This is a genomic window from Erythrobacter sp. A6_0, from assembly GCF_017744235.1.
GTDB lineage: Bacteria > Pseudomonadota > Alphaproteobacteria > Sphingomonadales > Sphingomonadaceae > Qipengyuania.
In genome coordinates this window covers 394,466-416,378 of sequence record NZ_JAGHQR010000002.1, presented here as the reverse complement: position 1 = coordinate 416,378, position 21,913 = coordinate 394,466, and the positions used below count along the sequence as shown (strand labels likewise).

The following is a 21,913-nucleotide window of genomic DNA, read 5'->3' as shown; positions in this document are numbered from 1 at the left end:
ACCGGATACCGGTCTGCCGTGGGAGCGATTCTGCGGCGGGTGCGCGCGGGAGAGCTCGCCGGGTCAGCCGTTTTCGGGTGGCCGGGCGGCGCCGAAGGAGCAACCGCCCCGGAAACTCTCAGGCGATAGGGACCGCGCGCGCCGTCGACACTCTGGAAAGCGTTCCGCCCGATCCATGATCGGGGGCGGAACCACCGAAGGGGTAAGCGCGCAAGGCTGTGCCGCGCGTCAGTCTCTCAGGTATCCCGACAGAGGGGGCATGGATCCATACGCGCGCCGTCCCGGCGTGCGCCATGCTTGCAGGGCCTGATATGAGCGACGACACCGGCGATACGCCCGACACCACCGAGACTCTGCCGCTGGACGCCTGGCACCGCCAGAAGGGCGCGCGCATGGTGCCCTTCGCGGGCTATGAGATGCCGATCCAGTATAACAAGGATGAGGGCGGCGGCATCGTGGCCGAGCACGACTGGACGCGCGATCAGGCGGGCCTGTTCGACGTCAGCCATATGGGCCAGCTGATGGTCACGGGCGAGAATGCCGCTGCGGAACTGGAAAAACTTCTGCCCGGCGCGATCGCTTCGCTGAAGCCGGGCCGGGTGCGCTATTCGCTGCTGCTGAACGAAGAGGGCGGCATCCTCGACGATCTGATGGTCACCAACGCCACGCCCTGGATAGAAGGCGACGAAGAGGCGGGCACCAAAGGCCATTGGGGCGAACCGGCCTATTACGTGGTCGTCAACGGCGCGATGAAGTGGGACGATATCGCCCATCTGCGCGAACATCTGTCCGACGATGTCACGCTCACTCACATGGACGAGCAGGCGCTGATCGCGCTTCAGGGCCCCAAGGCGGCGACGGCGCTGGGCCGGGTGATGCGCGGCGTGCCCGACGATCTCGTCTTCATGCAATCCACTCTCTACCAGTTTGGAGAATGGCCGCTACGGATCACCCGCGCGGGCTATACCGGCGAGGACGGGTTCGAGATTTCGGTCCCGGCCGAACTGGTCGAATCGCTCGCCAATCGCCTCTGCGCGGAAATCGAAGTGCGTCCTGCCGGACTGGGCGCGCGCGATTCGCTGCGTCTGGAAGCGGGCCTTCCGCTCTACGGCCACGATCTCACGGCCGAGATCGATCCCGTCACTGCCGATCTCACCTTCGCGCTGACCAAGACGCGGCGCGAAAGCGGCGGCTGGATCGGCCACTCCGCCTGCGCGGTGAAGCTGGAACAGGGATGTGCCGATAAGCGCGTCGGCCTGGTGTTCGAAGGCCGCCTGCCTGCGCGCGAGGGCGCCATCGTCTATCACGGCGAGGACGAGGTGGGCCGCGTCACCAGCGGCGGATTCTCGCCCACGCTCGGCCACCCGATCGCCATGGCTTACGTGAAGAGCGGCCATGCCGAAGCGGGAACCGAACTCACCGTCGAGGTTCGTAACAAGCGTCTGCCCGCGAAGGTCGCGAAGCTGCCCTTCGTCCCCCATCGTTATCACAGAGGAAACTGACCGATGGCTCGTTATTTCACCGAAGAACACGAATGGATCGACGTCGAGGGCGATACCGCCACCGTCGGTATCACTGCCTATGCGCAGGACCAGCTCGGCGATATCGTTTTCGTCGAACTGCCCGATGTCGGCAGCCAGGTCGCGAAGGGCAAGGATGCCGCCGTGGTCGAAAGCGTCAAGGCGGCGAGCGACGTCTACGCGCCGATCACCGGCGAAGTCACCGAAGCGAACGATGCGCTCGACGAGGATCCCGCGCTGGTCAATTCCTCGCCCGAGGAATCCGGCTGGTTCTTCAAACTGACCATCGCCGACAAGGGCGAGTTGGACGGTCTGATGGATGCCGACGCCTATAAGAGCTTCTGCGACGGGCTCTGAGGTCTGGAAGCCAGCTTGGAAATGCACAGCCCGGCCTCGTGCCGGGACGACGGGAATAGAACATGCGCTACCTACCCCTGACCGATGCCGACCGTTCGGCAATGCTGAAAAAAACCGGCGCTTCGTCGATCGACGATCTGTTCGTCGACGTTCCCGAAGAAGCGCGGCTCGGCGGCCCGATCGAAGGCCTGCCGATGCATGCCAGCGAAATGGCGGTCGAAAAGCATATGCGGCGGCTTTCCAAGAAGAACCTCGCCGCAGCCGACGCGCCGTTTTTTCTGGGGGCGGGGGCCTATCGCCACCACGTTCCGGCGAGCGTCGATCACATCATCCAGCGCGGCGAATTCCTGACCGCCTATACGCCCTACCAGCCGGAAATCGCGCAGGGCACGCTCCAGATGCTGTTCGAATTCCAGACCCAGGTCGCGCGCCTCTATGGCTGCGCGGTGGCGAATGCGTCGATGTATGATGGCTCGACCGCCTGCTGGGAAGCGGTGGCCATGGCGGCGCGGATCACCAAGCGCGATCGCGTGGTGCTTTCGGGCGCGTTGCACCCCCATTACGCCGAGGTTGTACGCACCATGGCGAAATTCACCGAGGACGAGATTGCCGGGGCGCACCCTGCCTTGCAGTCCGAACCCGACAATGCCGGCCTGATCTCCCGGATCGACGACAAGACCAGCTGCGTGGTCGTGCAATATCCCGACATCCTCGGCCGCCTGCCGAACCTTCAGGAAATCGCCGATGCCGCGCATGACAAGGGCGCGCTGCTGATCGTCGTGAATACCGAGCCGGTGGCGCTGGGAGCCATCAAATCGCCCGGCGAACAGGGCGCGGATATCGTGGTGGGCGAAGGCCAGGCGATCGGCGTCGGGCTTCAGTTCGGCGGGCCGTATCTCGGCCTCTTCGCAGTGCGCGACGCCAAGCATGTCCGCCAGATGCCGGGCCGACTGTGCGGCGAGACGGTGGACGCGGAGGGCAAGCGCGGCTTCGTCCTGACGCTTTCGACCCGCGAACAGCATATCCGGCGCGAGAAGGCGACGAGCAATATCTGCACCAATTCCGGCCTCTGCGCCCTGGCCTTCAGCGTCCACATGACGCTGCTGGGCGAAAAGGGCCTGCGCGCGCTGGCGACGGAGAACCACCGCCTCGCCTGCATCGCGGCGGACAGGCTGGCGAAGGTGCCGGGCGTGAGCGTGCTGAACGACGCGTTCTTCAACGAATTCACCATCCGTATCGGGCAGGATGCGCGCGCGGTGGTCCGCAAACTGGCCGATGACGGCGTGCTGGCGGGCGTATCGCTCGGCCGCCTGTTCCCCGGCAAGGATGCGCTGTCCGATGGCCTGCTGGTGGCCGTGACCGAAACGACGAGCGAGGAGGATATCGAAACGCTCGCCTCCGCTCTGGAAGGAGTTCTGGCATGAACGCGCCCAACAAGTCCGGCTGGAAGCCCGGTACTCCGGTCGAAGGCCACAATGCCGTCAGCGGGCCGGACACCGTCACCGGAAACCGCGCGTTGATGCTGGAGGAGCCGCTGATCTTCGAGATCGGCAATACCGAGACGACCGGCGTCGATTTCGGCTTCGCCGCGCGGCTCGATCTGGCGGGCGTCGAACAACCCGCGGCACCGACCCCTGCGGAGGACGTGCCGAGCCGCCTCGGCAAGCTCGCGCGCAGCGAACCGATCGGCCTGCCCGGCCTGACCGAGCCGGAAACGGTGCGCCATTATACGCGCCTAAGCCGCCAGAACTATGCCATCGATCTCGGGCTCTTCCCGCTCGGCAGCTGCACGATGAAGCACAATCCGCGCCTCAACGAGAAGGTCGCCCGGATGCCGGGCTTCGCCGATGTGCATCCGCTGCAACCGGTCGATACGGTGCGCGGGGCGCTCGAGGTCATGAACGAGCTGGCGCATTGGCTCATCAAGCTCACCGGCATGCACGGCGTTGCGATGAGCCCCAAGGCGGGCGCGCATGGCGAATTGTGCGGTATACTGTGTATCCGCGCCGCGCTGGAAGCCAAGGGCGATGCGCGCGAAGTCATCCTGGTGCCCGAAAGCGCGCATGGGACCAATCCGGCCACAGCCGCCTTTGCGGGCTATCGGGTGGAAGACATTCCCGCCAATTCGGATGGGCGCGTCGATCTGGAAGCGCTCAAGGCCCGGCTCGGCCCGGATGTCGCGGGCGTCATGATCACCAATCCCAACACCTGCGGCCTGTTCGAACGGGATATGAAGGCGATTTCCGACGCGGTCCATGCGGCGGGCGGTTACGTCTATTGCGACGGGGCGAATTTCAACGCCATCGTCGGCCGGGTGCGCCCCGGCGATCTCGGCGTCGATGCGATGCACATCAATCTGCACAAGACCTTCTCGACGCCTCATGGCGGCGGCGGTCCGGGCTCGGGACCGGTGGTGCTGTCCGAAGCGCTCAGCCCGTTTGCACCGCTGCCCTATACCGCGCGAACCGCGGACGGCGTGGTGCATCTGGTCGAAGAGGAGGACGCGGACAACTTCTCCGAAGAGCATTTCGACGGCAAGATGCGCAGTTTCGGGCGTATGACCGCCTTTCATGGGCAGATGGGCATGTTCACCCGCGCGCTGACCTACATCCTCAGCCACGGGGCGGATGGGTTGCGGCAAGTCGCCGAAGACGCCGTGCTCAACGCCAATTACGTGCTGCGCAGCCTCGAAGACCTGCTGCACGCGCCATTCGCGCATAGCGGGCCGTGCATGCACGAGGCGCTGTTCGGCGATAAGGGCTTTGCCGAAGGGCTCTCGACGCTCGATCTGGCCAAGGCGCTGATCGACGAGGGATATCATCCGATGACGATGTATTTCCCGCTCGTCGTCCACGGCGCGATGCTGGTCGAACCGACCGAGACCGAAAGCAAAGCCGCGCTCGACCAGTTCATCATGGCGCTGCGCAGCGTGTCCGAGCGCGCGATCGCGGGCGATGAGAGCATGAAGGGCGCGCCGCACTATGCCCCGCGCCGACGCTTGGATGAAACGCAGGCGGCGAGAAAGCCTCTGCTGGCCTGGGAAGGCGAGCTCGCGCCGAGTGGCCGTGCCGTCAGGAGCGAGGTCGGCGGTCGGTGACGTCCCGCGCGGCATGAGGATCGTCTTCAGCCGCAAGGGATTCGACAGCGGATCTGGCGGCGGGCCTTCGCCGATCGTGGATGGCCTTAACGGCGGTTTTCCGCTCAGCCTTCCGATCCCGGCAGGCGCGGACTCGCACACCAGCTATGCCGATCTCGGGCTGGGCGACCATGCCTCGCGCGCGAGCCGGGGGCGGGTCGGGCCGGACGATCTATGCCATCACGATCCGATGTTTCTCGACAACGGCACCTGCGTTTTCGGGCAGGTCGGCGCGGCGCAGACCCATCTTGCCAATCAGGGGGTGCGGCGGGGCGACGTGTTCGTTTTCTTCGGCTTGTTCCGCAAGGAGGGCGAAACACCGCATCATCGCATTTTCGGATATCTGAAGGTCGATGAGATGGTCGCGCTGGCAGACGGCGTGCCCGACGATCTCGTCACGCTCGGTCATCCGCACGCACTTGCCATGCATGGGAAGAACGACACGATCTATCGCGGGCCGGGGCGCGTGGCGCAGACCGCGTGCGATGCGCTGCGCCTGACAGTGCCCGAAGGCCCGCCGAGCCTTTGGAACCGACCCCGATGGCTCAAACCCGGCGGCCTCAGCTATCACGACCGCGCGGATCGCTGGCTGCCGGGCGGGCGGCTCAAAAGCGTGGCGCGGGGGCAGGAATTCGTCGCCGATATCGGGCGCAGAAAAGCGCCGCGCGAATGGCTCGCGCGGGTGATCGACCTGATCGACAGCGCTTACTTGTAGGTCTTGATAATCGCCGAGAAATCGAGCCCGCCATTTCCGGCACCCGCGAAATCCTCGTAGAGCGAGGCGGCACGCGCGCCCAGCGGCACGGGGGCATCGGAATTTTCGGCGGCCTCCATCGCGAGGCGCAGATCCTTCAACATCAGCGCGGTCGCGAAGCCGCCTTGATAGTCGTTGTCCGCCGGGCTCTCGACGCCCACGCCGGGTAGTGGCGTATAGGCGTTGAGCGACCAGTTATAGCCCGAGGACTGCGACGAGATCTCGTAGAATTTCTGCGGATCCAGCCCCAGCTTCTCGGCCATCTTCATCGCTTCGGACGTGCCGATCATGGTGATGGCGAGCAGCATGTTGTTGCAGATCTTTGCCGTCTGCCCCGCGCCTGCATCGCCTGCGTGGATCACTGCCTTGCCCATCGCTTCGAGCACGGGCTTCGCCCGCTCGAACGCCTCCTCGCTGCCGCCGACCATGAAGGTCAGCGTGCCACCATTCGCCGCCGCAATCCCGCCGGAAACGGGCGCATCGACCATCGCATAGCCCGCGTTCTCGGCAGCTGCGGTGGTCTCTTTGGCGGTAGCGACGTCGATGGTCGAACAGTCGAGCAGCACTGCACCTGCCGGTGCCTTGCCGATCACGCTGCCCTCATGGACCGACTTCACGATTTCGCCATTGGGCAGCATGGTGACGACCGCCTCGACATCCGCACAGGCCTCGCCCGCATCGGTGAAGGGCGTGCAGCCATTCGCCTTCGCAGCGTCGAGCGCGTCCGCGCTCAGGTCGAAGGCGTTCACCGAATGCCCCGCCTTCACGAGATTCGCGGCCATCCCGCCGCCCATATTGCCGAGGCCGATGAAGGCGATTTTCATGTTCTCTCTCCAGTCAGGCCAAAAAGGGCCAAGCACCCTAACAGTATCATCATCGGTCCGAATATGAGCATCAGGACCGGTTGAACATATGCCATCATCCGGTCCCATCGATTCAGCGGTAATGGATTGTCGTCTCCGCCCGCCTTGAGAATAGCTGCTTCGATAAGGGAAATCCGTTCTTGTCGGCGATGGCGCCAACCGTCGATACCGAACCAGACAAACATCGCGCCGAATATCAACAGGCCAAGGCCTTTGAGGATTACCGACCCTTCCACTTACCCTCGCGCTTCTCGACGAAGGCCGCCATGCCTTCCTTTTTGTCTTCGCTTGCGGCGAGGATCTGGAAGATGCGGCGTTCGACGATCAGGCCCTGATCGAGCGAGGTCTCGAAGGCGGCGTTGACCATTTCCTTGTTGGCGATCGCTGCCATGGGCGGCTTGCTGGCGATTGTCGCGGCGGTCTTGAGCGCATCGGCCAGCAGTTCGTCATGCGGTACCACGCGGACCACCAGATTGCTGCGCTCGGCCTCCTCGGCGCCCATCATCCGGCCCGTCAGGCACATTTCCATCGCCTTGGACTTGCCGATCGCCTTGGTCAGGCGCTGCGATCCACCCATACCCGGAGCAACGCCCAGATTGATTTCGGGCTGGCCGAACTTGGCGTTTTCGCTCGCGATGATGAAATCGGCCATCATGGCGAGCTCGCATCCGCCGCCCAAGGCGAAGCCGTTGACCGCCGCGATCCAGGGCTTGCGGGTCTTCTTCACGATCTCGCTGGTCCAGGGAGCGAAGAAATCCTGGAGATAGAAGTCGGCCGCTTCCTTCTCGCTCATTTCCTTGATGTCCGCGCCCGCCGCGAAGGCCTTTTCGCCCGATCCGGTCAGGACGGCGCAAAGCTGCGTCTCGTCGGCCTGATAGGCGGCGAAGGCCTCGATCAGATCTTCGAGAACCTGCGAGTTAAGCGCATTCAGCGCCTTGGGGCGGTTCAGCGTGATGAGGGTGACGCCGCTCTTGCCCTGCGCATCGGTTTCGACGGTGATGGTTTCGTAATCGGCCAATTCAAGTCTCCGTCATCCCGGCGAGGGCCGGGATCTTTTTGGGGTGAGTCCGGCCAAGCGGACAGAGATCCCAGCGTTCGCTGGGAAGACGATCAAACCAGCGGCGTCCATTCCTGACCCTCGGGAAGCGGGGCGAAGATACTGTCGAGCAGCTCCTCGCTCACCTCCTCGGGCGTGGGCGGGTTCCATTTGGGATCGTTGGTCTTGTCGACGATAACCGCCCGTACGCCCTCGGCGAAATCGGGTCGCACCAGAACGCGGCTGGCGATTCGGTATTCCATCCGCATATTGTCGGCGAAATCGGTGAGATCGGCGCTCTCCTTCAGCTGGCGTAGCGCCACCTTGCAGGTCTGCGGGCTCTTGGTGCCGAGCGTGTCGCGCTCCTTGGCCGCCCAATCTGTATCGGCAGCTTCCAGGCTGGCGAGGATATCCTCGTAGCTGTCGGACGCGAAATGCCGCGCGATCTTGTCGGCATTCTCCTCGATCCGCGCCTTGGGTGGGCTGCCGACCATTTCGGAAAGCACGCCTGCAATCCGCCCCGGCTTGTCGAGGATGCGCGCCTTGGCTTCGGCCACCATTTCGCTGGGCAGGTAATGCGTGGCGAGACCCGCCCACAAACACTCCGCCCCGTCCAGCCGCGCGCCGGTCAGCGCCAGGAACTGGCCGAGCCGCCCGCCGAGCCGCGAGAGGTGCCAGCCGCCGCCGACATCGGGGAAAAGGCCGATGCCCGTTTCGGGCATGGCGAAGCGCGTGTTCTCGGTCGCGACGCGGTATTTGCAGGGCAAGGCGATGCCAACCCCGCCGCCCATCGTGACGCCATCCATGAAAGCCACGATCGGCTTGGCATAAGTCATCATCTGATGGTTGAGCTGGTATTCGTCGTGGAAGAACTTGCGCCCGCTTGTCCCCCCATCGTTGAGCGCGGAATGCCGCAGCAGGTTGATATCCCCGCCCGCGCAGAAGCCGCGCCCTTCGGCATGGTCGAGGATCACGGCTTCGATCTGGTCGTCATCCGCCCATTTCGACAGGGCCGCGCTCATCGCGTGGCACATGTCGAGCGTCAGCGCGTGGAGCGCCTTGGGACGATTGAGCGAGATATGGCCGACACGGCCATGGGTGCGGATCAAAATGTCGTCTGTCATCTGTTTTACTGCCGCAGCAGGTCCCGGCCCACGATCATGCGCATGACCTGATTGGTGCCTTCCAGGATCGAATGCACGCGCAGATCGCGCCAGAAGCGTTCGATCGGGTATTCCTTGAGATAGCCGTAGCCGCCGAACAATTGCAGCGCGTTGTTGACCACGTTCGATCCGCCATCGGTGGCGAGCCGCTTGGCCATGGCGGAGAAGCGTGATTTGTCGGGCGCGTCGTCGGTGACCTTGGCGGCGGCGAGATAGAGGAGGGCACGCGCCGATTCCAGCTCGGTCGCCATGTCGGCGAGCATGAACTGGGTGTTCTGGAAATCGGCGATCTGCTGGCCGAATTGCTGGCGCTCCTTGGTGTATTTTATCGCTTCGTCGAGGCAGCGTTGCGCTCCGCCCAGGGAACAGGCGCCGATATTGAGGCGACCGCCGTCGAGCCCCATCATAGCGAAGCGGAACCCTTCACCTTCGTCGCCCACCCGGTTCTCGACTGGCACGCGCGCATCCTCGAAGATTACCTGCGCGGTGGGCGAGGCGTTCCAGCCGAGCTTCTTTTCGGGCTTACCGAAGCTGACGCCGGGCGTGTCCTTATCGATGACAAGGCAGGTGATGCCTTTCGTCTTGTGCTCGCCGGTGCGGACCATGGCGACATAGACATCGTTATAGCCCGCGCCCGAAATGAACTGCTTGGTGCCATTGAGGACGTAATGATTGCCGTCTAGCACCGCGCTGGTCTTGAGGCCCGCCGCATCCGATCCGCTGCCCGGTTCGGTCAGAGCATAGCTTGCGACCTTGTCCATGGTGACGAGGTCGGGAAGGTATTTGTCCTTCACGTGCTGGCCGCCGAACTGGTCGATCATCCAGCTCGCCATATTGTGGATCGAGATGAAGGCGCTGGTTGTGGGGCAGCCATAGGCCATCGCCTCCATGATCAGCGCGGCTTCGAGGCGCCCCAGGCCGATGCCGCCCGATTCCTCGCTGACATAGATCGCACCGAAGCCGAGTTCGGCGGTTCGCTTGATCACGTCGATGGGAAAATGGCTGGTCTGGTCCCACTCCCCGGCATGGGGCGTGATGTTGTCGGCAGTGAAGCGCTGCGCCATTTCCTGAATGGCGAGCTGGTCGGAAGTAAGCTGAAATTGTCCGGTCATGGGCGGGGCTCTAGCGGGGGAGATTGTCGGTGGGAAGGGGCGGAGCCGTGCTCAGCCGCAGCGGATTTCCGTGATCCGCGACTGGGCGTCGTACATCACGGTGACCCGGTCCGGGCGGTAATCCATGGTGAACATGCTGTCGGGCGGCCCCCAGCGCAGCGTGCGCGAATTCGTGGCCGCAAGAATAGCCGCGCCGGTTTCGGACGACGCGGTCTGACCGATGAAGCGTTCAGTGCGCTCGGCGGTGCATTCGCTGCCACTGGCGACGCCTGCCTCGCGGTCTTCGATCGGACCGCCCGGTTGCGTCGCTGCGCAGCCCGCCAGTGTCAAAGCGAAGGGCGCAGCGGCGCCGAGAAGAGAGGGATTGCGCATCGCCATCATCCCATCGTCGGGATGACGAACGCGTTCGACCCGTCACCGCCGCCCCCAAGTCCGTCGGGCCAACGCTGGGTCACCTTCTTGGTCTTGGTCCAGAACCGCAGGCCCTCCTGCCCGTATTGGTCGATATCGCCGAAGCCGGAACGCTTCCAGCCGCCGAAGCTGTGATAGCTGACGGGCACCGGGATCGGCACGTTGATGCCGACCATGCCGACATTGACCCGGTGCGCGAATTCGCGCGCGGCGTGGCCGTTGCGCGTGAAGATGGCGACGCCGTTGCCGTATTGGTGCTCGCTGGGAAGCCGCACCGCCTCTTCGAAATCCTTGGCGCGCACGATCTGGAGCACGGGGCCGAAGATTTCTTCCTGGTAGCTTTCCATCTTGGTCGTCACCCGGTCGAGCAGGGTCGGGCCGACGAAGAAGCCGTCCTCATGCCCTTGCAAAGAGAAGCCGCGCCCGTCGATCACGACTTCGGCGCCTTCCTTCTCGGCGGTGTCGATCCACTGTTCGATGCGCTGCTTGTGTTCGGGCGTGACGACGGGGCCGTAATGCGCGTCCTTGTCGGTCGAGACGCCGACACGCAGAGCGTTGATAGCGGGGATCAGTTTCTCCCGCAGGCGATCGGCGGTATCCTCGCCCACCGGGACAACGACGGGCAGCGCCATGCAGCGTTCGCCAGCCGATCCGAAGGCTGCGCCTGCAAGGTCGTTCACCACTTGGTCGAGGTCGGCGTCGGGCATTACGATGCCGTGGTTCTTGGCGCCGCCGAAGGCCTGCACGCGCTTGCCGTTCGCGGTGCCGCGAGAATAGATATATTGCGCGATGTCGCTCGATCCGACGAAGCTGATCGCGGCGATATCCTGATGATCGATGATGGCATCGACCATTTCCTTGTCGCCGTGGACGACCTGCAAAAGGCCTTCCGGCGCGCCCGCTTCCACGAACAGTTCGGCGAGGCGCACGGGAACGCTCGGATCGCGCTCGCTGGGCTTCAAGATGAAGGCGTTGCCCGCCGCGATTGCCATGCCGAACATCCACATCGGGATCATCGCCGGGAAATTGAACGGCGTGATCCCCGCCCCGATACCGAGCGGCTGGCGCATCGAATAGACGTCGATGCCGGGCCCCGCGCCTTGCGTATATTCGCCCTTCAGCGCTTGCGGGATGCCGCAGGCATATTCGATCACTTCGAGGCCACGCTGCACATCGCCATGCGCGTCGTCCACCACCTTGCCGTGCTCGCTCGACAGCAATTCGGCGAGCGCTTGCTTGTTCTCTTCGACCAGCCGCTTGAATTCGAACATCACGCGGGCGCGGCGCTGGGGATTGGTTGCGGCCCATTCGGGCTGAACCTTCTTGGCGACTTCGACCGCCTTTGCGAGCAGATCGGCATCGCCAAGCGGCACTTCGGCCTGAACCTCGCCGGTGGACGGGTTCCAGACCTTGTGCGAGCGGCCGCTGCCGCCGCCACTGCCGTTCGGGCCACCGGAATGGCCGGAAATGACGTGATCGATATGACGCATTGTATTCTCCTCTGGGTCGCGCTCTTGCCGGACGGCGGCGCGAAATCAAGCTCTCCCCCTGTCAAAGCCTGCCGGGCGCGCCCGTTCCGCCTTCGGGCCATCATTGATGCGTTCGACGTCTCGATCCCGATTGACGCAACCAATCCCCCACGGCAAAGGGTGCCAGTACGCGGGTATGATGTAATGGTAGCCTGCCAGCTTCCCATGCTGGACGCGCGAGTTCGATTCTCGCTACCCGCTCCATTGTCCTGAGACAGCCGCAGAAAACCGCACTCTTTGAGGCGGTGATGCGCGGTTCGTCGCTCTTAGTTTTCACCCAATTTCTCACATCAGCCGAGGTGCGAGTTCCGTGCCCACGCGATACGCGGCGCGAGGAGTATGAACGGGACGGCAATGCTCACTCATGGCCGCGAGCAGGGTTGAAGGCTTGGGCAGGCTTTTCCCGAAGCTCTACTGTGTGCGATCGAACCGACCCTCGAACGTCAGGTGAGAAGCGCGCCGGTTTCCAACTCGCACCGCGTCTGGTTCTATACGAAATTTTAATTTTCGACGTGCACCATGCATTTGGAGGACCCGATCCATGATGCATCAAGACCATGAACAATTCATCCGTGCCGAAGGGTTTGCGGCCGCCGCGCGTGGGCCACAGGGTTTCGCCACCCCGGTCCTTCCGATCACCACGCGCTTGCGGGACATCGAAGCGGTCTTATCGCGCTGGACGGGATATGCGGCGCTGGCCGTGTGCGCCGTACTCGCGGCGTCAGCCATTATCTGACCGCTCCCGATAGCTGCGAAAACAGCATGGTTGGACCGGTCGCGGCCGGGCCAATCGATAGGACTTGCGCTGCAATCGAAAGGGGGCGGCATCAACGCCCTGTTTGCATCTCGCTTAGCTTACGTTCCCACGCGAGCGCGTGACGAATGATCGTTTCCAGATCGTCATGGCGCGGCTGCCATTTCAGCTCGCGCAGGATAGATGCATTTTCGCTGACCAGAGCCGAAGGTTCCCCGCACGCCGGTGCCGTCGGCGGCATCGTAATCGGTGCCATAGACCGCGACATAGTCTCGCTTGCCCAACGCCGCCTCGACCGCGACCTCGATAAGGTGGGTCGCCCCCGCCGTGGACTGCCCGGTTCGAAGATCGGGGTCCGCGCCGGCGACGTTGAAATATCGCAGTGCGCAGAAATTGAAAACGTGCGCTTCAGCCGTGTCCGCGAGCATCATCTCGGTCATCAGCTTGGACCTGCCATACGGATTGATCGGCGCGGTCGGATGGGTTTCCCCGATCGGAATTGCGGTCGGACTTCCACAAACCACCGCGGTTGACGAAAAGATGAAATGCCGGATCCCCGCCGCGATCGCGGTGGTAACCAGTCCGTGGCTATTCACTGTGTTGTTGCGATAATAATTCAACGGCTTTTCGACGGATTCGGTCACGATGATCGACCCAGCGAAATGCATGATCGCACCGATACCTCGCTCGGAGAAAATCTGCGTCTTCAGGGCCTTGTTCTCAATGCCGTCTTCGTAAAATGCCACGTCGTCCGGGATTGCGTAGCGAAAGCCCGTCCGCAGATTGTCGATAACCGCCACATCCCAGCCCGCATCGCGCAGCGCGGCCACTGCATGGCTCCCGCTATAACCAGCACCGCCCGTGACCAGCACAAGCACTCTGGATGGCGTCATCTTGAGTAATCTATCCTGTTTATCGTGATTTTACTTTTGTTTAGGCAGAAATTCTCGTGCCCGAGCCTACTCGATCGCAAATCGCGGAGCCAGCAATCGCCCCCAAACCCTAGGGACGCGCGTCGTGTGGCGAGCACGATTGGCCTCTGGCAAACCGCAATCTGCCTCCCATGTTACCAGGCCAAGACGCTCAATCTCCGTCTTCCTGCCTTGACGGATCCATCGTCCAGCCGCAAATATGTCAGCGAACAAGCCAAAGTTAAATTGAGAAATTAGGTTTGGCTCCGGGGTCGGCGAAGCAATCCAATGGGGTGGTTGGTAGTGTTCGGAAAATACAGGGGAATGCACGTTTCAGGTTGTGAAACGGTGGCCTTTTGACACGCGTGGGGCAAAAGCGCCGAGTCGTCGCCGTGGCTTCCGGAGGGGGCCATTGGGAGCAGATGATGCTCCTGCGGAGCGCCTTCGAAGGCACGCAGATCACCTTCGTGACGACGCTTGAAGGGCTTGGCGAGCGCGCCGGGCTCGAAAGTGTGCATATCGTGCCCGATTGCAACCGCCACGAGCCGCTACGTGCAGCCTTGTGCGCTGCGAAGCTGTTGGTGCTTCTCCTGAAGATACGGCCGCATGTCCTCGTGTCGACGGGGGCGCTTCCCGGCGTGCTGGCCATGATGTTGGCGCGCCGGATGCGCACGCGCACGATCTGGATCGACAGTATCGCCAATGCGGAAGAGCCGTCGATGGCCGGACGCCAGGCCAAGCGGCATGCCACCGAATGGCTGTCGCAATGGCCGGAGGTCGCGCTGCGCGAAGGCGGCCGGTACGAAGGATCGGTCCTGTGATCTTCGCCACGGTCGGAACGCAGTTGCCGTTCCCGAGAATGTTGGCGGCTTTGGATGGGATCGCCGGCGAACGCGGCTTGAAGGTGACCGCCCAGACCTGTGAGCCCGGAGCCCATTACGCGCATATGGAAACCTTCGCGGCGATGGCGCCAGCGGAGTTCGACGGGGCGATGCGGGATGCTTCGGTGATCGTGGGCCATGCTGGCATCGGCACGATCCTGGGCACCGGCAGGCTGGGCAAGCCGCTGATCCTCATGCCGCGCCGCGCCAGCCTGGGCGAGCATCGCAACGAGCACCAACTGGCGACCGTTGCCGCAGTCGAAGCGCGCGAGGGGATTTACGTCGCTATGGACGAGACTGAGCTGGCCGCGCATCTCGAAACCCCCGATCTCAAACCTTTCCATCTCGGCGAAGGGCCCAAGCTGCCGGCGCTTACCACTTTCCTACGGGATTTCATCCATGCCTAGCCTGAACAAGCTGCTTTGGTTGCAACGCTCGCTCAATCGGTCGCGGATCGCGTTCTATAATCGCTTCTGGGGAATGACCATCGATCCCACGGTGGTCATGTCGCTGTCGGCCAAGATGGATCGCACCTACCCCAAGGGCGTCCATGTGGGCGCCCATACCTATATCGCCTTTCGCACATCGATCCTGTGCCACGATCGCACACGTGGGATCTATCGGGACACCATTATCGGGAAGAATTGCTTCATCGGCGCGCACAGCCTGATCATGCCGGGTGTGCGGGTTGGCGACAACAGCATCGTGGCCGCCGGGGCCGTGGTGCTGCGCGATGTGCCGCCGCGATCGATCGTCGCGGGCAATCCCGCCAAGATTGTGAGAAGCGATATCGAGGTCGGCCATTACGGTCGGTTTCTGTCGGCCGATCAGCCGCCGGCGACGCCTCCGGGCTCTTCGCCCGACACTTTCACATCCCCTTCGGAAGGCGCTTCCCTATGAGCAGTTCCGATCGCGTCATCCTGATTACCACCGCCAATGCCAAAGGCGGGCGGGACGAAGAATTGCGGCGGCTGTTCGCTTCGGTCGCGGCCTTCCGCGAGGCTCGTCCCCAAGCGCTGGTCGATCACCATCTGCTGCTCCAATGCTGTAACGATCCGGCGGCGAGCGTCGATAGCATCGGCGTGCCCGGCGATGTCCGCGTGACATCGGACACGGCGCAATTGCCTTTATCGGTGGCGCGCAATCGCATGCTTGAGACCGTTCTGGCGCAGGAGGATCTCGACGATGCTTTGATCGGCTTCCCCGATGACGATGCTTGGTATCCGGCCGGTACGCTCGAAGCCGTATACGATGCGTTCCGAGATGACCGCGATCTCGACCTGTGGTTCTGCCGCTATGGGTCGGCGGCGACGTGGCAGCCCGATGCGCCATGGCAAACGCCTTCGCTGCAACAGGTGCTGTCCTTTGCATCGTCTAACACGGTGCTGCTGCGCGGGCGAATATTGAAGTCGGTCCGCCGCTTCGACGAGACTCTGGGGCTCGGCACTCCGGCACGCAGCGGAGAAGATACCGGTTTTGCCCTCCGCGCGTTTCGGGAAGCGCGCACGGCGCGATTCGTCGATGCGCGCATGATCGGACATCGCGATTTCGATCCCTCCATCCGAGCGAAATATTACGGCGGGGCGCTGCTTGCGATTCGTCGCTATGGCGGTTCTTCGCCAGCCGGGCTGTGGGCGCTGGGACGCAAGACGCTGGTCGGGGCGGCGCTGGTCGCGCGCGGGGAACTGCCGGTTTCCGAATATCGCGATGCATTGGCAACGACGGCGCGCGGCTGACGATCGCTGACGATCAAGGGGGGGCTTCGAAAAACAGCTTTCCTACACGCGGTTTTATGGAACATATAGGGAACTCCAAAAATGGAGATACCGATATGCTAGCGTCCAAACCCCTTTCCCTCGCGATGATTGTCGCGGCGGCCTTTCCCATCCCATCTCTCTTCCCGCTTGCAGCGCAGATGACGGCCCCTCGTATCGAGGCGCCGGCGGGCTATGCCCCGATCTACGCCCCTTGCATTGCCCAGGCGGATGGCAGCTGCGTGCCCGCCAGCTCGACTGAACCGCTGCCCACGGCCGCCAAGCAGGAGGCGTTCCAGCTCGTAACCGCGAACGCACCCGCCGCGCCCGCAACCGTTTATGGCGGCATTTATGCGCTGTCGCAGTCCTGCGCGTCCTACAATGGCGGCGCTCTGGTGCTGCGCTATCGCGGGCCGGACGGGGCGACGATGCTGGCGCTGCACAGCTTGAATACAAGCGATACGGGAGGGGGCACATTGGTTTCGCTGGGATCGGGCGCAGTCGTCGATATTGCGCCCCCGAGCGGATCGAGCGCTTGCAACGCCATCCTCGCGCGGGTGCCCTGATGCGGCGGCGGCAATTTGTCGGCGGGCTCGTCGGCGCAAGCGGACTGGTGGCGGGCCATATGGCGATGGCACAGGCGGTCGGGACGGCTCCGATCCTCTTCGGCGGCGGACAGGCCGCCCCCGTGCCACGCGTTCCACCGCTCGATCCCTCCGCGCTCCCCTTGCCCAATCGCACGAAAATCGCTGGCCTGGGCCACAGCTTCATCCAGCGCGGTTATCGCGCGAATTTTTCCGGCTCCACCATAAGCGGGACGGAAGAGCGTGCGCGCGGCGTCCTGCCTGTGATCGCCGCGCTGGACGGGCGCTTCAATCTCGACATTTTCGCCATGCCCGATGCGCCATTCGGACAGGATAAGCCCAGTCTGTTCAACGCGACCGGCGGCGCGAACCACGGGATCGGCGGCGAGCATCTTCTAGCCACATCGAGCGTGCCCGGATCGATCAATCGAACCCCCTATGTCCTCAATCGCGGGCCCGGCATCGTCTATCTCGATATCGGGACCAACGACATCAATTCCGGAGTCGGCGGTGCTCATGGTACGGACAATTCGGCTTCCACGATCATAGCTGCGCTCGACCGGCAGATCGCGCTGCTGACCAGCCATGGCGTCTGGGTCGTGTTGCAAAGCGTGGCGTGGCGATTCGACTGGCCTGAGGGCGATCCACGCTTTTCGACGCTCGAGGCGGTCAACGCGTGGATCAGGGCGCAGGCTGCCCGACCCGGTGTGAAGCTGTGCGACACCGTGGCGATCGACGGGACAGCATCGGCTGACCGCGCGCTGTTCGAGACCGATGGCGTCCATCCGAATATCAGGATGAGCGCGCTACGGGCGGAGATCCTGCCGCCGATCCTTCGGTCGATGGTGACGCATGGCGATGCCCGCGCCGCGCTCGACCCTCTTGCCGCCGACAACCTCTTCATCCGCAAGGGGCTGAAGGGCGTTTCGGGCACTCTCGGAGCCGGTGCCAGCGGCACCGTGGCGACCGGGATGACTCTGACACGCGGTCGCGGCCAGTCCACCGCCGTGGGCGCGAAGGAGGTTCTCTCGCCCGAAAACGAGCGCCAGATCGTCAGCGTAACCAACACACCTGGCGACACGAGCGATTACCAGTATTTCGATTTCCGCTGCACCGCCAATCCCTCCCTCTCCTCGCTCGGCCTCGCAAGCGGCGACTGGATCCAGATGGACGTGCCGGTGGAGTTCGACGAGTGGGCGGGTTGGGTCGGCCGCCTCTATACAGGTGAAGGGCCGGCGGCTCTGTTCAACGATGCCTATGATACAGGCTATCTGTGGACTGCGGAAAACAGCGCCAGCGTGCCGGGTCGATCGACATGGTTGACGACGCGGATGGAAATTCCCGCCGGCACGACCATGCTGCGCTGGGCCTCGCGCGTCGTGCGCCTGTTCTTCGATACGGGCGCGGGCGGCACCGGGACGGTCAGGATCGGATCTCCGATCCTGCGCAAGATTGCCGATCCGCGTCCCGCGTGGAACCTGAATTGACGCGATCGCCTGTGGTGGGCGGGCGGGCCGCAGCTCGCCCACCTTTGTTTTTGCGCGAAACCGTTCAGCCCGCCGCCCGCGCCTTGCCGCGAATACGGGCGCGAATGGCTTGGATCTGCGAGCGCACGAGTTTGGGCGCGAAGAGCAACAGCAACACCGCATAGGTCAGCGCGCCGATCCCGGCCAGCACCGCCAGCCGCAGGAAAACGTCCGGAACCTGTCCCGCAAGGGCCCAGCGGGCGGCGAGAACCGCCAGCAACATGGCTCCCCCCGCGAGATAGGCCGGAGCGATCGCCTTCAGGATCGCCATCGTGCCGAGCGAGGCGACCCGTCGGCACGCGTAGAAATCGCAAGGCAGCGTGATCAGCAGCGTCGCCGTGCTCAGCAGGACGAGCTGAACCGGGTCGAGCGCCCATCCCGGCAGGACGACCAGAGCGACCAGCGCCGCGCGGACCGCGAGGATCGCGGTGGCGACGCCGGGACGGCCCACGACGCCCAACATGCTCGACAGGAAGTGCTGGGTCACCTGCAAGGCGCCGAACAGCGCCACGATCTGGAGATAGACCGCCGCCTCCTCTCCCTTGTCGCCGAACGCCACCACGCATGCTTCGGGCGCGACCGCCGCCAGCCCGAGGAAGATCGGCACCGCCACGATGGACGCGGTTCGGATCATCGGCAGGAAAGCGTTCTGCAGCGCCACGCGATCATCCGCGATCCGCGACAGCGTGGCGAAGCTCACATCGATCAGCACCGCCATGATCATCTGGGCGAGCACGAAATACAGCCGCGATCCGATGACGTAATAGCTCAGGATCGTGGCGCTGTGGCGGTAGAGCAGGACCAGTTCGATGGCGCGGGTGCCGATATAATACAGCACCCGCCCGGTCAGCAGCGACAGGCCGAAACGCAGCAATCCCTTCGCCGCACCGAAATCGGGGCGCACCAGCGGATTGAACGGCGCGCGCCACCAGATGAGTGCGCAATTGATGGTCGCCAGGATGATCGCCTGCGCCACCAGGCTCCACGCGCCATATCCCATCAACGCCATGGTCACGCCGATCGCGCCGCTGATGAACGTGGCGATCAGCGCGCGCACGGCCAGCCAGCGAAAGGCCATTTCGCGCCGGAAGATCGACTGCGCGATATAGCTCGCCGCGTTGAGGACCAGCGCCAGCGACAGGACGCGCAGCAGCGGCGCCAGGCCATCGGCATCGAACCATATCTCCAGCCGCTCGGCGAAGACGAACAGCAGGATGCCGAGAATGATCCCGGCCCCCAGATTGACCAGAAAGGCCGCGCTCAGAGCGCCCGGGTTCAGCTTGCGCGCCTGCACCACGGCATCGCCGATCCCGTTATCGGCGAACAGTTCCGCGATGGCGAGAATGGCGATGGCGGCGCTGAACAGGCCGAGTTCGTGCCCGCTCAGAATGCGCGCGACGATCAGGAACAGCACCACGCCGCCCAGGCGCGTGCCCCAGTTGCGAACCCCGGACCAGAAGAAATAGGCGAGTTTCAGAAAGAAATATCCAATTTACGGAAACCACTACTCCTTGCGAAGGTGGCTGACCTGCAAGAGCGTGAGTACGAACAAACGAGCAGTCCTTTTCAGTATCGAGAACGAAATGCGCAAACGAAGCGCGTTAGCTATGGAGCGAAACCCCGCAAGATAGTTCTGTCCAATAAGTATTTCGTTCGAAGCTTGAGTCAGAGCATGATTAGCTTTGACGTCTCTCTCTCGATCCGGGGTAACTGATTCCGCAATTCTAGCAAAGACCTGCTTATGGCCATCTGTCAATTTCTCTACGTTCCGTGACAATTTATTCGGCGCCACAAACGTAAAATCGCACAGGGTGTCCGGTACACCTCGAATATCACCCAGATTAGCAAGTCTAAGCCAAAGATCCCAATCTTCACAGTTCGGAAGGAATTCGTCAAACCCTCCTACTTTTGCGAAATTCTCCGCGTGGACGAATGCAGTAGATGTAACTACTCTATTTTCGTACTCGAGATCACTTCTTGTGATAAGGCTTTTCGCCCTCACGACCTTGGGCGGTCTATTAGCGTAAACGTAGGTCACGCCTGAACAAATTAGCGGTGACTCTCTGTGAGTGAGCGCGAGATCGAGCTGTCTTGCGATTTTAGTCGGATGCCAAACATCATCAGAGTCGAGGAACGCCAAGTATTCGCCGGTAGCCGCCGCTGCGCCTTGATTTCTAGCCTTCGCTGCACCGACACTCGTTTCGTTATGAAGCGAGCGAACGCTATCCGACTCCGTCTTCAGTAACGCAATAATTTCTTCCGTTGTATCAGTCGACCCATCATCGACAATAATTATTTCATCCGGTTTATGAGTTTGTGAAAAGCAACTGTGAACGGCTTTGCTCAATAAATTGGGCCGATTCTTTACTGGTATGATAACCGATACTGTAATCACGGAATGCCCCCTCAGATGAAGTAACACACATCGCGCCCCGTCAGGCTCGCGCAATGCGCCTGTGCGTTTTAGCCGGATTAACCCGAATCAGACGTCGCCGGGAGGACGCTTTCAGCTTCCGTGCAAACGCCTGCCTATAACCCAATTCGGCAATCGCGAGGCCGAGCGGCATTAAATAAAAGTCATAATACATGAAGAATCCGCCCGCCTCGGAAAATGAAAATGAGATATACATAATAATGAGGGCAAACGAAAAAGGACTCTTGTATAAAATACAGGCCCTCAAACTTACGAAGATAAATACAAAAAATAATGCGAGTGCGGGGTAACCCCCATTCAACATTAGTTGGATGTAAAGGTTGTGGGAATGAGGAAAGATATACCCATGGGTATATAGGGACAGAAAATTCGCAGCTTCATTGAATATGTACCATGTGGAGCCATAGCCATAGCCAAGGAGGGGCGATTTATCGATCAGCTTCCATGAGTAGTCCCATACCACCGTTCGTCCAGTCAGGGTGACTAATTCGCTTACGTCTCCAGATCGGGTAAATGCAGCCATCGTTTCAGGAAAAATCATAACAAGAGAAGCTAAGAACCCGAAAAAGGAAACTACAGGAACAGTGAGAATTATTCGCTCTTTACCGCGGCTCAGATATAAAAATATCATTGTGATAATAAGCGCCAAAATGGATGTTCGGCTTTGGGTTAAAGCTAGAACCGCTAGGACTAAGATAAGAGTAATCGCTAAGTTTTGGCCGCTCAACCTTTTGTTTGCGTTCAGCTCAAAGCTAATTATGGCGAGAAGAACTGCTGAGATAGCCAAAACATTTGGATGCATTGTCAATCCATTGAGGCGAGCGCCTATACTCAAGTCCCAATTACGAAAACGAGATAACTGGGGTAACGCCCAGTAGCTTACCAGACTGAAAGCGTTAATGACCAAGATAATTCTTCGTATAATACGAAGTGATCTCACCCTTCCAAGCTTTTGGAAGGCGACAGACAATGTCAATACACCAACCAGAAGGCTGGTCGATTGCAGGAAACCCTTAAGCGCTGTTGACCCCAGAATGGACGTTGTTGCGATCCATGCAATTAGCAGAGAGAACGCTTTAAATGCATCTCCCGGTTTAAAGCGGAAGCCAGAGCTTATCGCCGCGATGCTCGCCACTAGACAAAACAAGAGTAAAAAATAAAGGGTTCCGTTAGAGAGACTTAAAGTAA

The 21,913-nt window shown here is 62.1% G+C and carries 21 protein-coding genes, 1 tRNA gene, 1 pseudogene and 1 riboswitch; of the genes and pseudogenes, 13 read left to right on the top strand and 10 right to left on the bottom strand.

The genetic code is table 11. The features are described from left to right. Positions 1-36: 36 nt before the first annotated feature. Positions 37-145, top strand: a riboswitch (glycine riboswitch). A gap of 166 nt (positions 146-311) precedes the next feature. The 5 genes from gcvT (at position 312) to J7347_RS07680 (ending at position 5,728) form a co-directional block, all read left to right on the top strand. Further along, entirely contained in the window at positions 312-1,502 is a 1,191-nt protein-coding gene (gene gcvT, locus J7347_RS07700; RefSeq protein ID WP_209161554.1) for a glycine cleavage system aminomethyltransferase GcvT, read from the top strand. A 3-nt stretch (positions 1,503-1,505) separates the two neighbouring features. Next, positions 1,506-1,877, top strand: a complete 372-nt coding sequence (gene gcvH / locus J7347_RS07695) for a glycine cleavage system protein GcvH (RefSeq protein WP_209161553.1) — start codon at positions 1,506-1,508, stop codon at positions 1,875-1,877. Positions 1,878-1,939: 62 nt separating this feature from the next. Then, entirely contained in the window at positions 1,940-3,301 is a 1,362-nt protein-coding gene (gcvPA, locus tag J7347_RS07690; protein ID WP_209161552.1) for an aminomethyl-transferring glycine dehydrogenase subunit GcvPA, read from the top strand. Further along, positions 3,298-4,974 (top strand): aminomethyl-transferring glycine dehydrogenase subunit GcvPB, encoded by a 1,677-nt coding sequence (gene gcvPB, locus J7347_RS07685; RefSeq protein ID WP_209161551.1) that lies wholly within the window; start codon positions 3,298-3,300, stop codon positions 4,972-4,974. Before gcvPA ends, gcvPB begins: the two co-directional genes overlap by 4 nt. A gap of 13 nt (positions 4,975-4,987) precedes the next feature. Next, complete coding sequence (locus tag J7347_RS07680) at positions 4,988-5,728, top strand: hypothetical protein (protein ID WP_209161550.1); 741 nt, start codon at positions 4,988-4,990, stop codon at positions 5,726-5,728. Here the strand turns inward: J7347_RS07680 and mmsB are convergent. The 6 genes from mmsB to J7347_RS07650 all read right to left on the bottom strand — a co-directional run bounded on the left by mmsB (position 5,719) and on the right by J7347_RS07650 (position 11,842). Then, complete coding sequence (gene mmsB, locus J7347_RS07675; protein WP_067681342.1) at positions 5,719-6,591, bottom strand: 3-hydroxyisobutyrate dehydrogenase; 873 nt, start codon at positions 6,589-6,591, stop codon at positions 5,719-5,721. The two genes, J7347_RS07680 and mmsB, sit on opposite strands and share 10 nt — an antisense overlap. A 259-nt stretch (positions 6,592-6,850) precedes the next feature. Next, the gene (locus J7347_RS07670) at positions 6,851-7,648 is read right to left on the bottom strand and encodes an enoyl-CoA hydratase-related protein (protein WP_209161549.1); all 798 of its coding nucleotides are present in this window, start codon (positions 7,646-7,648) and stop codon (positions 6,851-6,853) included. Between the two features lie 92 nt (positions 7,649-7,740). Then, positions 7,741-8,790 carry an enoyl-CoA hydratase/isomerase family protein gene (locus tag J7347_RS07665; protein WP_209161548.1) on the bottom strand — a complete coding sequence of 350 codons (1,050 nt, stop codon included), beginning with the start codon at positions 8,788-8,790 and terminating at the stop codon, positions 7,741-7,743. Positions 8,791-8,795: 5 nt separating this feature from the next. Beyond that, entirely contained in the window at positions 8,796-9,941 is a 1,146-nt protein-coding gene (locus J7347_RS07660) for an acyl-CoA dehydrogenase family protein (protein ID WP_209161547.1), read from the bottom strand. A 51-nt stretch (positions 9,942-9,992) separates the two neighbouring features. Then, entirely contained in the window at positions 9,993-10,313 is a 321-nt protein-coding gene (locus J7347_RS07655) for an I78 family peptidase inhibitor (RefSeq protein WP_209161546.1), read from the bottom strand. Positions 10,314-10,318: 5 nt separating this feature from the next. Then, positions 10,319-11,842, bottom strand: a complete 1,524-nt coding sequence (locus J7347_RS07650; RefSeq protein WP_209161545.1) for a CoA-acylating methylmalonate-semialdehyde dehydrogenase — start codon at positions 11,840-11,842, stop codon at positions 10,319-10,321. Between the two features lie 169 nt (positions 11,843-12,011). Between J7347_RS07650 and J7347_RS07645 the strand changes: the two genes are divergently transcribed. Further along, positions 12,012-12,085: transfer RNA gene (locus J7347_RS07645), tRNA-Gly, on the top strand. Between the two features lie 337 nt (positions 12,086-12,422). After that, positions 12,423-12,617: a hypothetical protein gene (locus tag J7347_RS07640; RefSeq protein ID WP_156502035.1), complete on the top strand. Its 195-nt coding sequence runs from the start codon at positions 12,423-12,425 to the stop codon at positions 12,615-12,617. 91 nt (positions 12,618-12,708) lie between these two features. Here J7347_RS07640 and J7347_RS07635 read toward each other — a convergent pair. After that, positions 12,709-13,528, bottom strand: a pseudogene (locus tag J7347_RS07635) (NAD-dependent epimerase/dehydratase family protein). A 410-nt stretch (positions 13,529-13,938) separates the two neighbouring features. On the opposite strand from J7347_RS07635, the gene J7347_RS07630 reads away from it, so the two are divergent. The 6 genes from J7347_RS07630 (at position 13,939) to J7347_RS07605 (ending at position 18,252) form a co-directional block, all read left to right on the top strand. After that, positions 13,939-14,367 (top strand): UDP-N-acetylglucosamine--LPS N-acetylglucosamine transferase, encoded by a 429-nt coding sequence (locus J7347_RS07630; RefSeq protein WP_348521585.1) that lies wholly within the window; start codon positions 13,939-13,941, stop codon positions 14,365-14,367. Continuing rightward, positions 14,364-14,834 carry a glycosyltransferase gene (locus J7347_RS13475; RefSeq protein WP_067681171.1) on the top strand — a complete coding sequence of 157 codons (471 nt, stop codon included), beginning with the start codon at positions 14,364-14,366 and terminating at the stop codon, positions 14,832-14,834. Before J7347_RS07630 ends, J7347_RS13475 begins: the two co-directional genes overlap by 4 nt. Next, complete coding sequence (locus J7347_RS07620; protein ID WP_067681168.1) at positions 14,827-15,327, top strand: acyltransferase; 501 nt, start codon at positions 14,827-14,829, stop codon at positions 15,325-15,327. Before J7347_RS13475 ends, J7347_RS07620 begins: the two co-directional genes overlap by 8 nt. After that, positions 15,324-16,163 (top strand): hypothetical protein, encoded by an 840-nt coding sequence (locus tag J7347_RS07615; RefSeq protein WP_209161544.1) that lies wholly within the window; start codon positions 15,324-15,326, stop codon positions 16,161-16,163. Before J7347_RS07620 ends, J7347_RS07615 begins: the two co-directional genes overlap by 4 nt. A 179-nt stretch (positions 16,164-16,342) precedes the next feature. Continuing rightward, positions 16,343-16,747, top strand: a complete 405-nt coding sequence (locus tag J7347_RS07610; RefSeq protein ID WP_233999306.1) for a hypothetical protein — start codon at positions 16,343-16,345, stop codon at positions 16,745-16,747. Then, positions 16,747-18,252: an SGNH/GDSL hydrolase family protein gene (locus tag J7347_RS07605; RefSeq protein ID WP_209161543.1), complete on the top strand. Its 1,506-nt coding sequence runs from the start codon at positions 16,747-16,749 to the stop codon at positions 18,250-18,252. The genes J7347_RS07610 and J7347_RS07605 overlap by 1 nt, the downstream gene beginning before the upstream one ends. A 64-nt stretch (positions 18,253-18,316) precedes the next feature. Here J7347_RS07605 and J7347_RS13435 read toward each other — a convergent pair whose 3' ends face one another. From J7347_RS13435 to J7347_RS07590, 3 genes are read right to left on the bottom strand one after another with little or no spacing between them, the layout of a single operon-like run. Then, the gene (locus tag J7347_RS13435; protein ID WP_280635694.1) at positions 18,317-19,768 is read right to left on the bottom strand and encodes an oligosaccharide flippase family protein; all 1,452 of its coding nucleotides are present in this window, start codon (positions 19,766-19,768) and stop codon (positions 18,317-18,319) included. A 27-nt stretch (positions 19,769-19,795) separates the two neighbouring features. After that, positions 19,796-20,686 (bottom strand): glycosyltransferase family A protein, encoded by an 891-nt coding sequence (locus J7347_RS07595; protein WP_209161541.1) that lies wholly within the window; start codon positions 20,684-20,686, stop codon positions 19,796-19,798. A 40-nt stretch (positions 20,687-20,726) separates the two neighbouring features. Continuing rightward, positions 20,727-21,860 (bottom strand): O-antigen ligase family protein, encoded by a 1,134-nt coding sequence (locus J7347_RS07590; protein ID WP_209161540.1) that lies wholly within the window; start codon positions 21,858-21,860, stop codon positions 20,727-20,729. Between the last annotated feature and the right edge of the window lie 53 nt (positions 21,861-21,913).

What these genes read in the sequence shown, in the direction of transcription:
- gcvT (WP_209161554.1), top strand. Translation starts at nt 312, where the DNA reads ATGAGCGACGACACCGGCGATACGCCCGACACCACCGAGACTCTGCCG.
- gcvH (WP_209161553.1), top strand. Translation starts at nt 1,506, where the DNA reads ATGGCTCGTTATTTCACCGAAGAACACGAATGGATCGACGTCGAGGGC.
- gcvPA (WP_209161552.1), top strand. Translation starts at nt 1,940, where the DNA reads ATGCGCTACCTACCCCTGACCGATGCCGACCGTTCGGCAATGCTGAAA.
- gcvPB (WP_209161551.1), top strand. Translation starts at nt 3,298, where the DNA reads ATGAACGCGCCCAACAAGTCCGGCTGGAAGCCCGGTACTCCGGTCGAA.
- J7347_RS07680 (WP_209161550.1), top strand. Translation starts at nt 4,988, where the DNA reads ATGAGGATCGTCTTCAGCCGCAAGGGATTCGACAGCGGATCTGGCGGC.
- mmsB (WP_067681342.1), bottom strand. Translation starts at nt 6,591, where the DNA reads ATGAAAATCGCCTTCATCGGCCTCGGCAATATGGGCGGCGGGATGGCC.
- J7347_RS07665 (WP_209161548.1), bottom strand. Translation starts at nt 8,790, where the DNA reads ATGACAGACGACATTTTGATCCGCACCCATGGCCGTGTCGGCCATATC.
- J7347_RS07660 (WP_209161547.1), bottom strand. Translation starts at nt 9,941, where the DNA reads ATGACCGGACAATTTCAGCTTACTTCCGACCAGCTCGCCATTCAGGAA.
- J7347_RS07655 (WP_209161546.1), bottom strand. Translation starts at nt 10,313, where the DNA reads ATGCGCAATCCCTCTCTTCTCGGCGCCGCTGCGCCCTTCGCTTTGACA.
- J7347_RS07650 (WP_209161545.1), bottom strand. Translation starts at nt 11,842, where the DNA reads ATGCGTCATATCGATCACGTCATTTCCGGCCATTCCGGTGGCCCGAAC.
- J7347_RS07640 (WP_156502035.1), top strand. Translation starts at nt 12,423, where the DNA reads ATGATGCATCAAGACCATGAACAATTCATCCGTGCCGAAGGGTTTGCG.
- J7347_RS07620 (WP_067681168.1), top strand. Translation starts at nt 14,827, where the DNA reads ATGCCTAGCCTGAACAAGCTGCTTTGGTTGCAACGCTCGCTCAATCGG.
- J7347_RS07615 (WP_209161544.1), top strand. Translation starts at nt 15,324, where the DNA reads ATGAGCAGTTCCGATCGCGTCATCCTGATTACCACCGCCAATGCCAAA.
- J7347_RS07610 (WP_233999306.1), top strand. Translation starts at nt 16,343, where the DNA reads ATGACGGCCCCTCGTATCGAGGCGCCGGCGGGCTATGCCCCGATCTAC.
- J7347_RS07605 (WP_209161543.1), top strand. Translation starts at nt 16,747, where the DNA reads ATGCGGCGGCGGCAATTTGTCGGCGGGCTCGTCGGCGCAAGCGGACTG.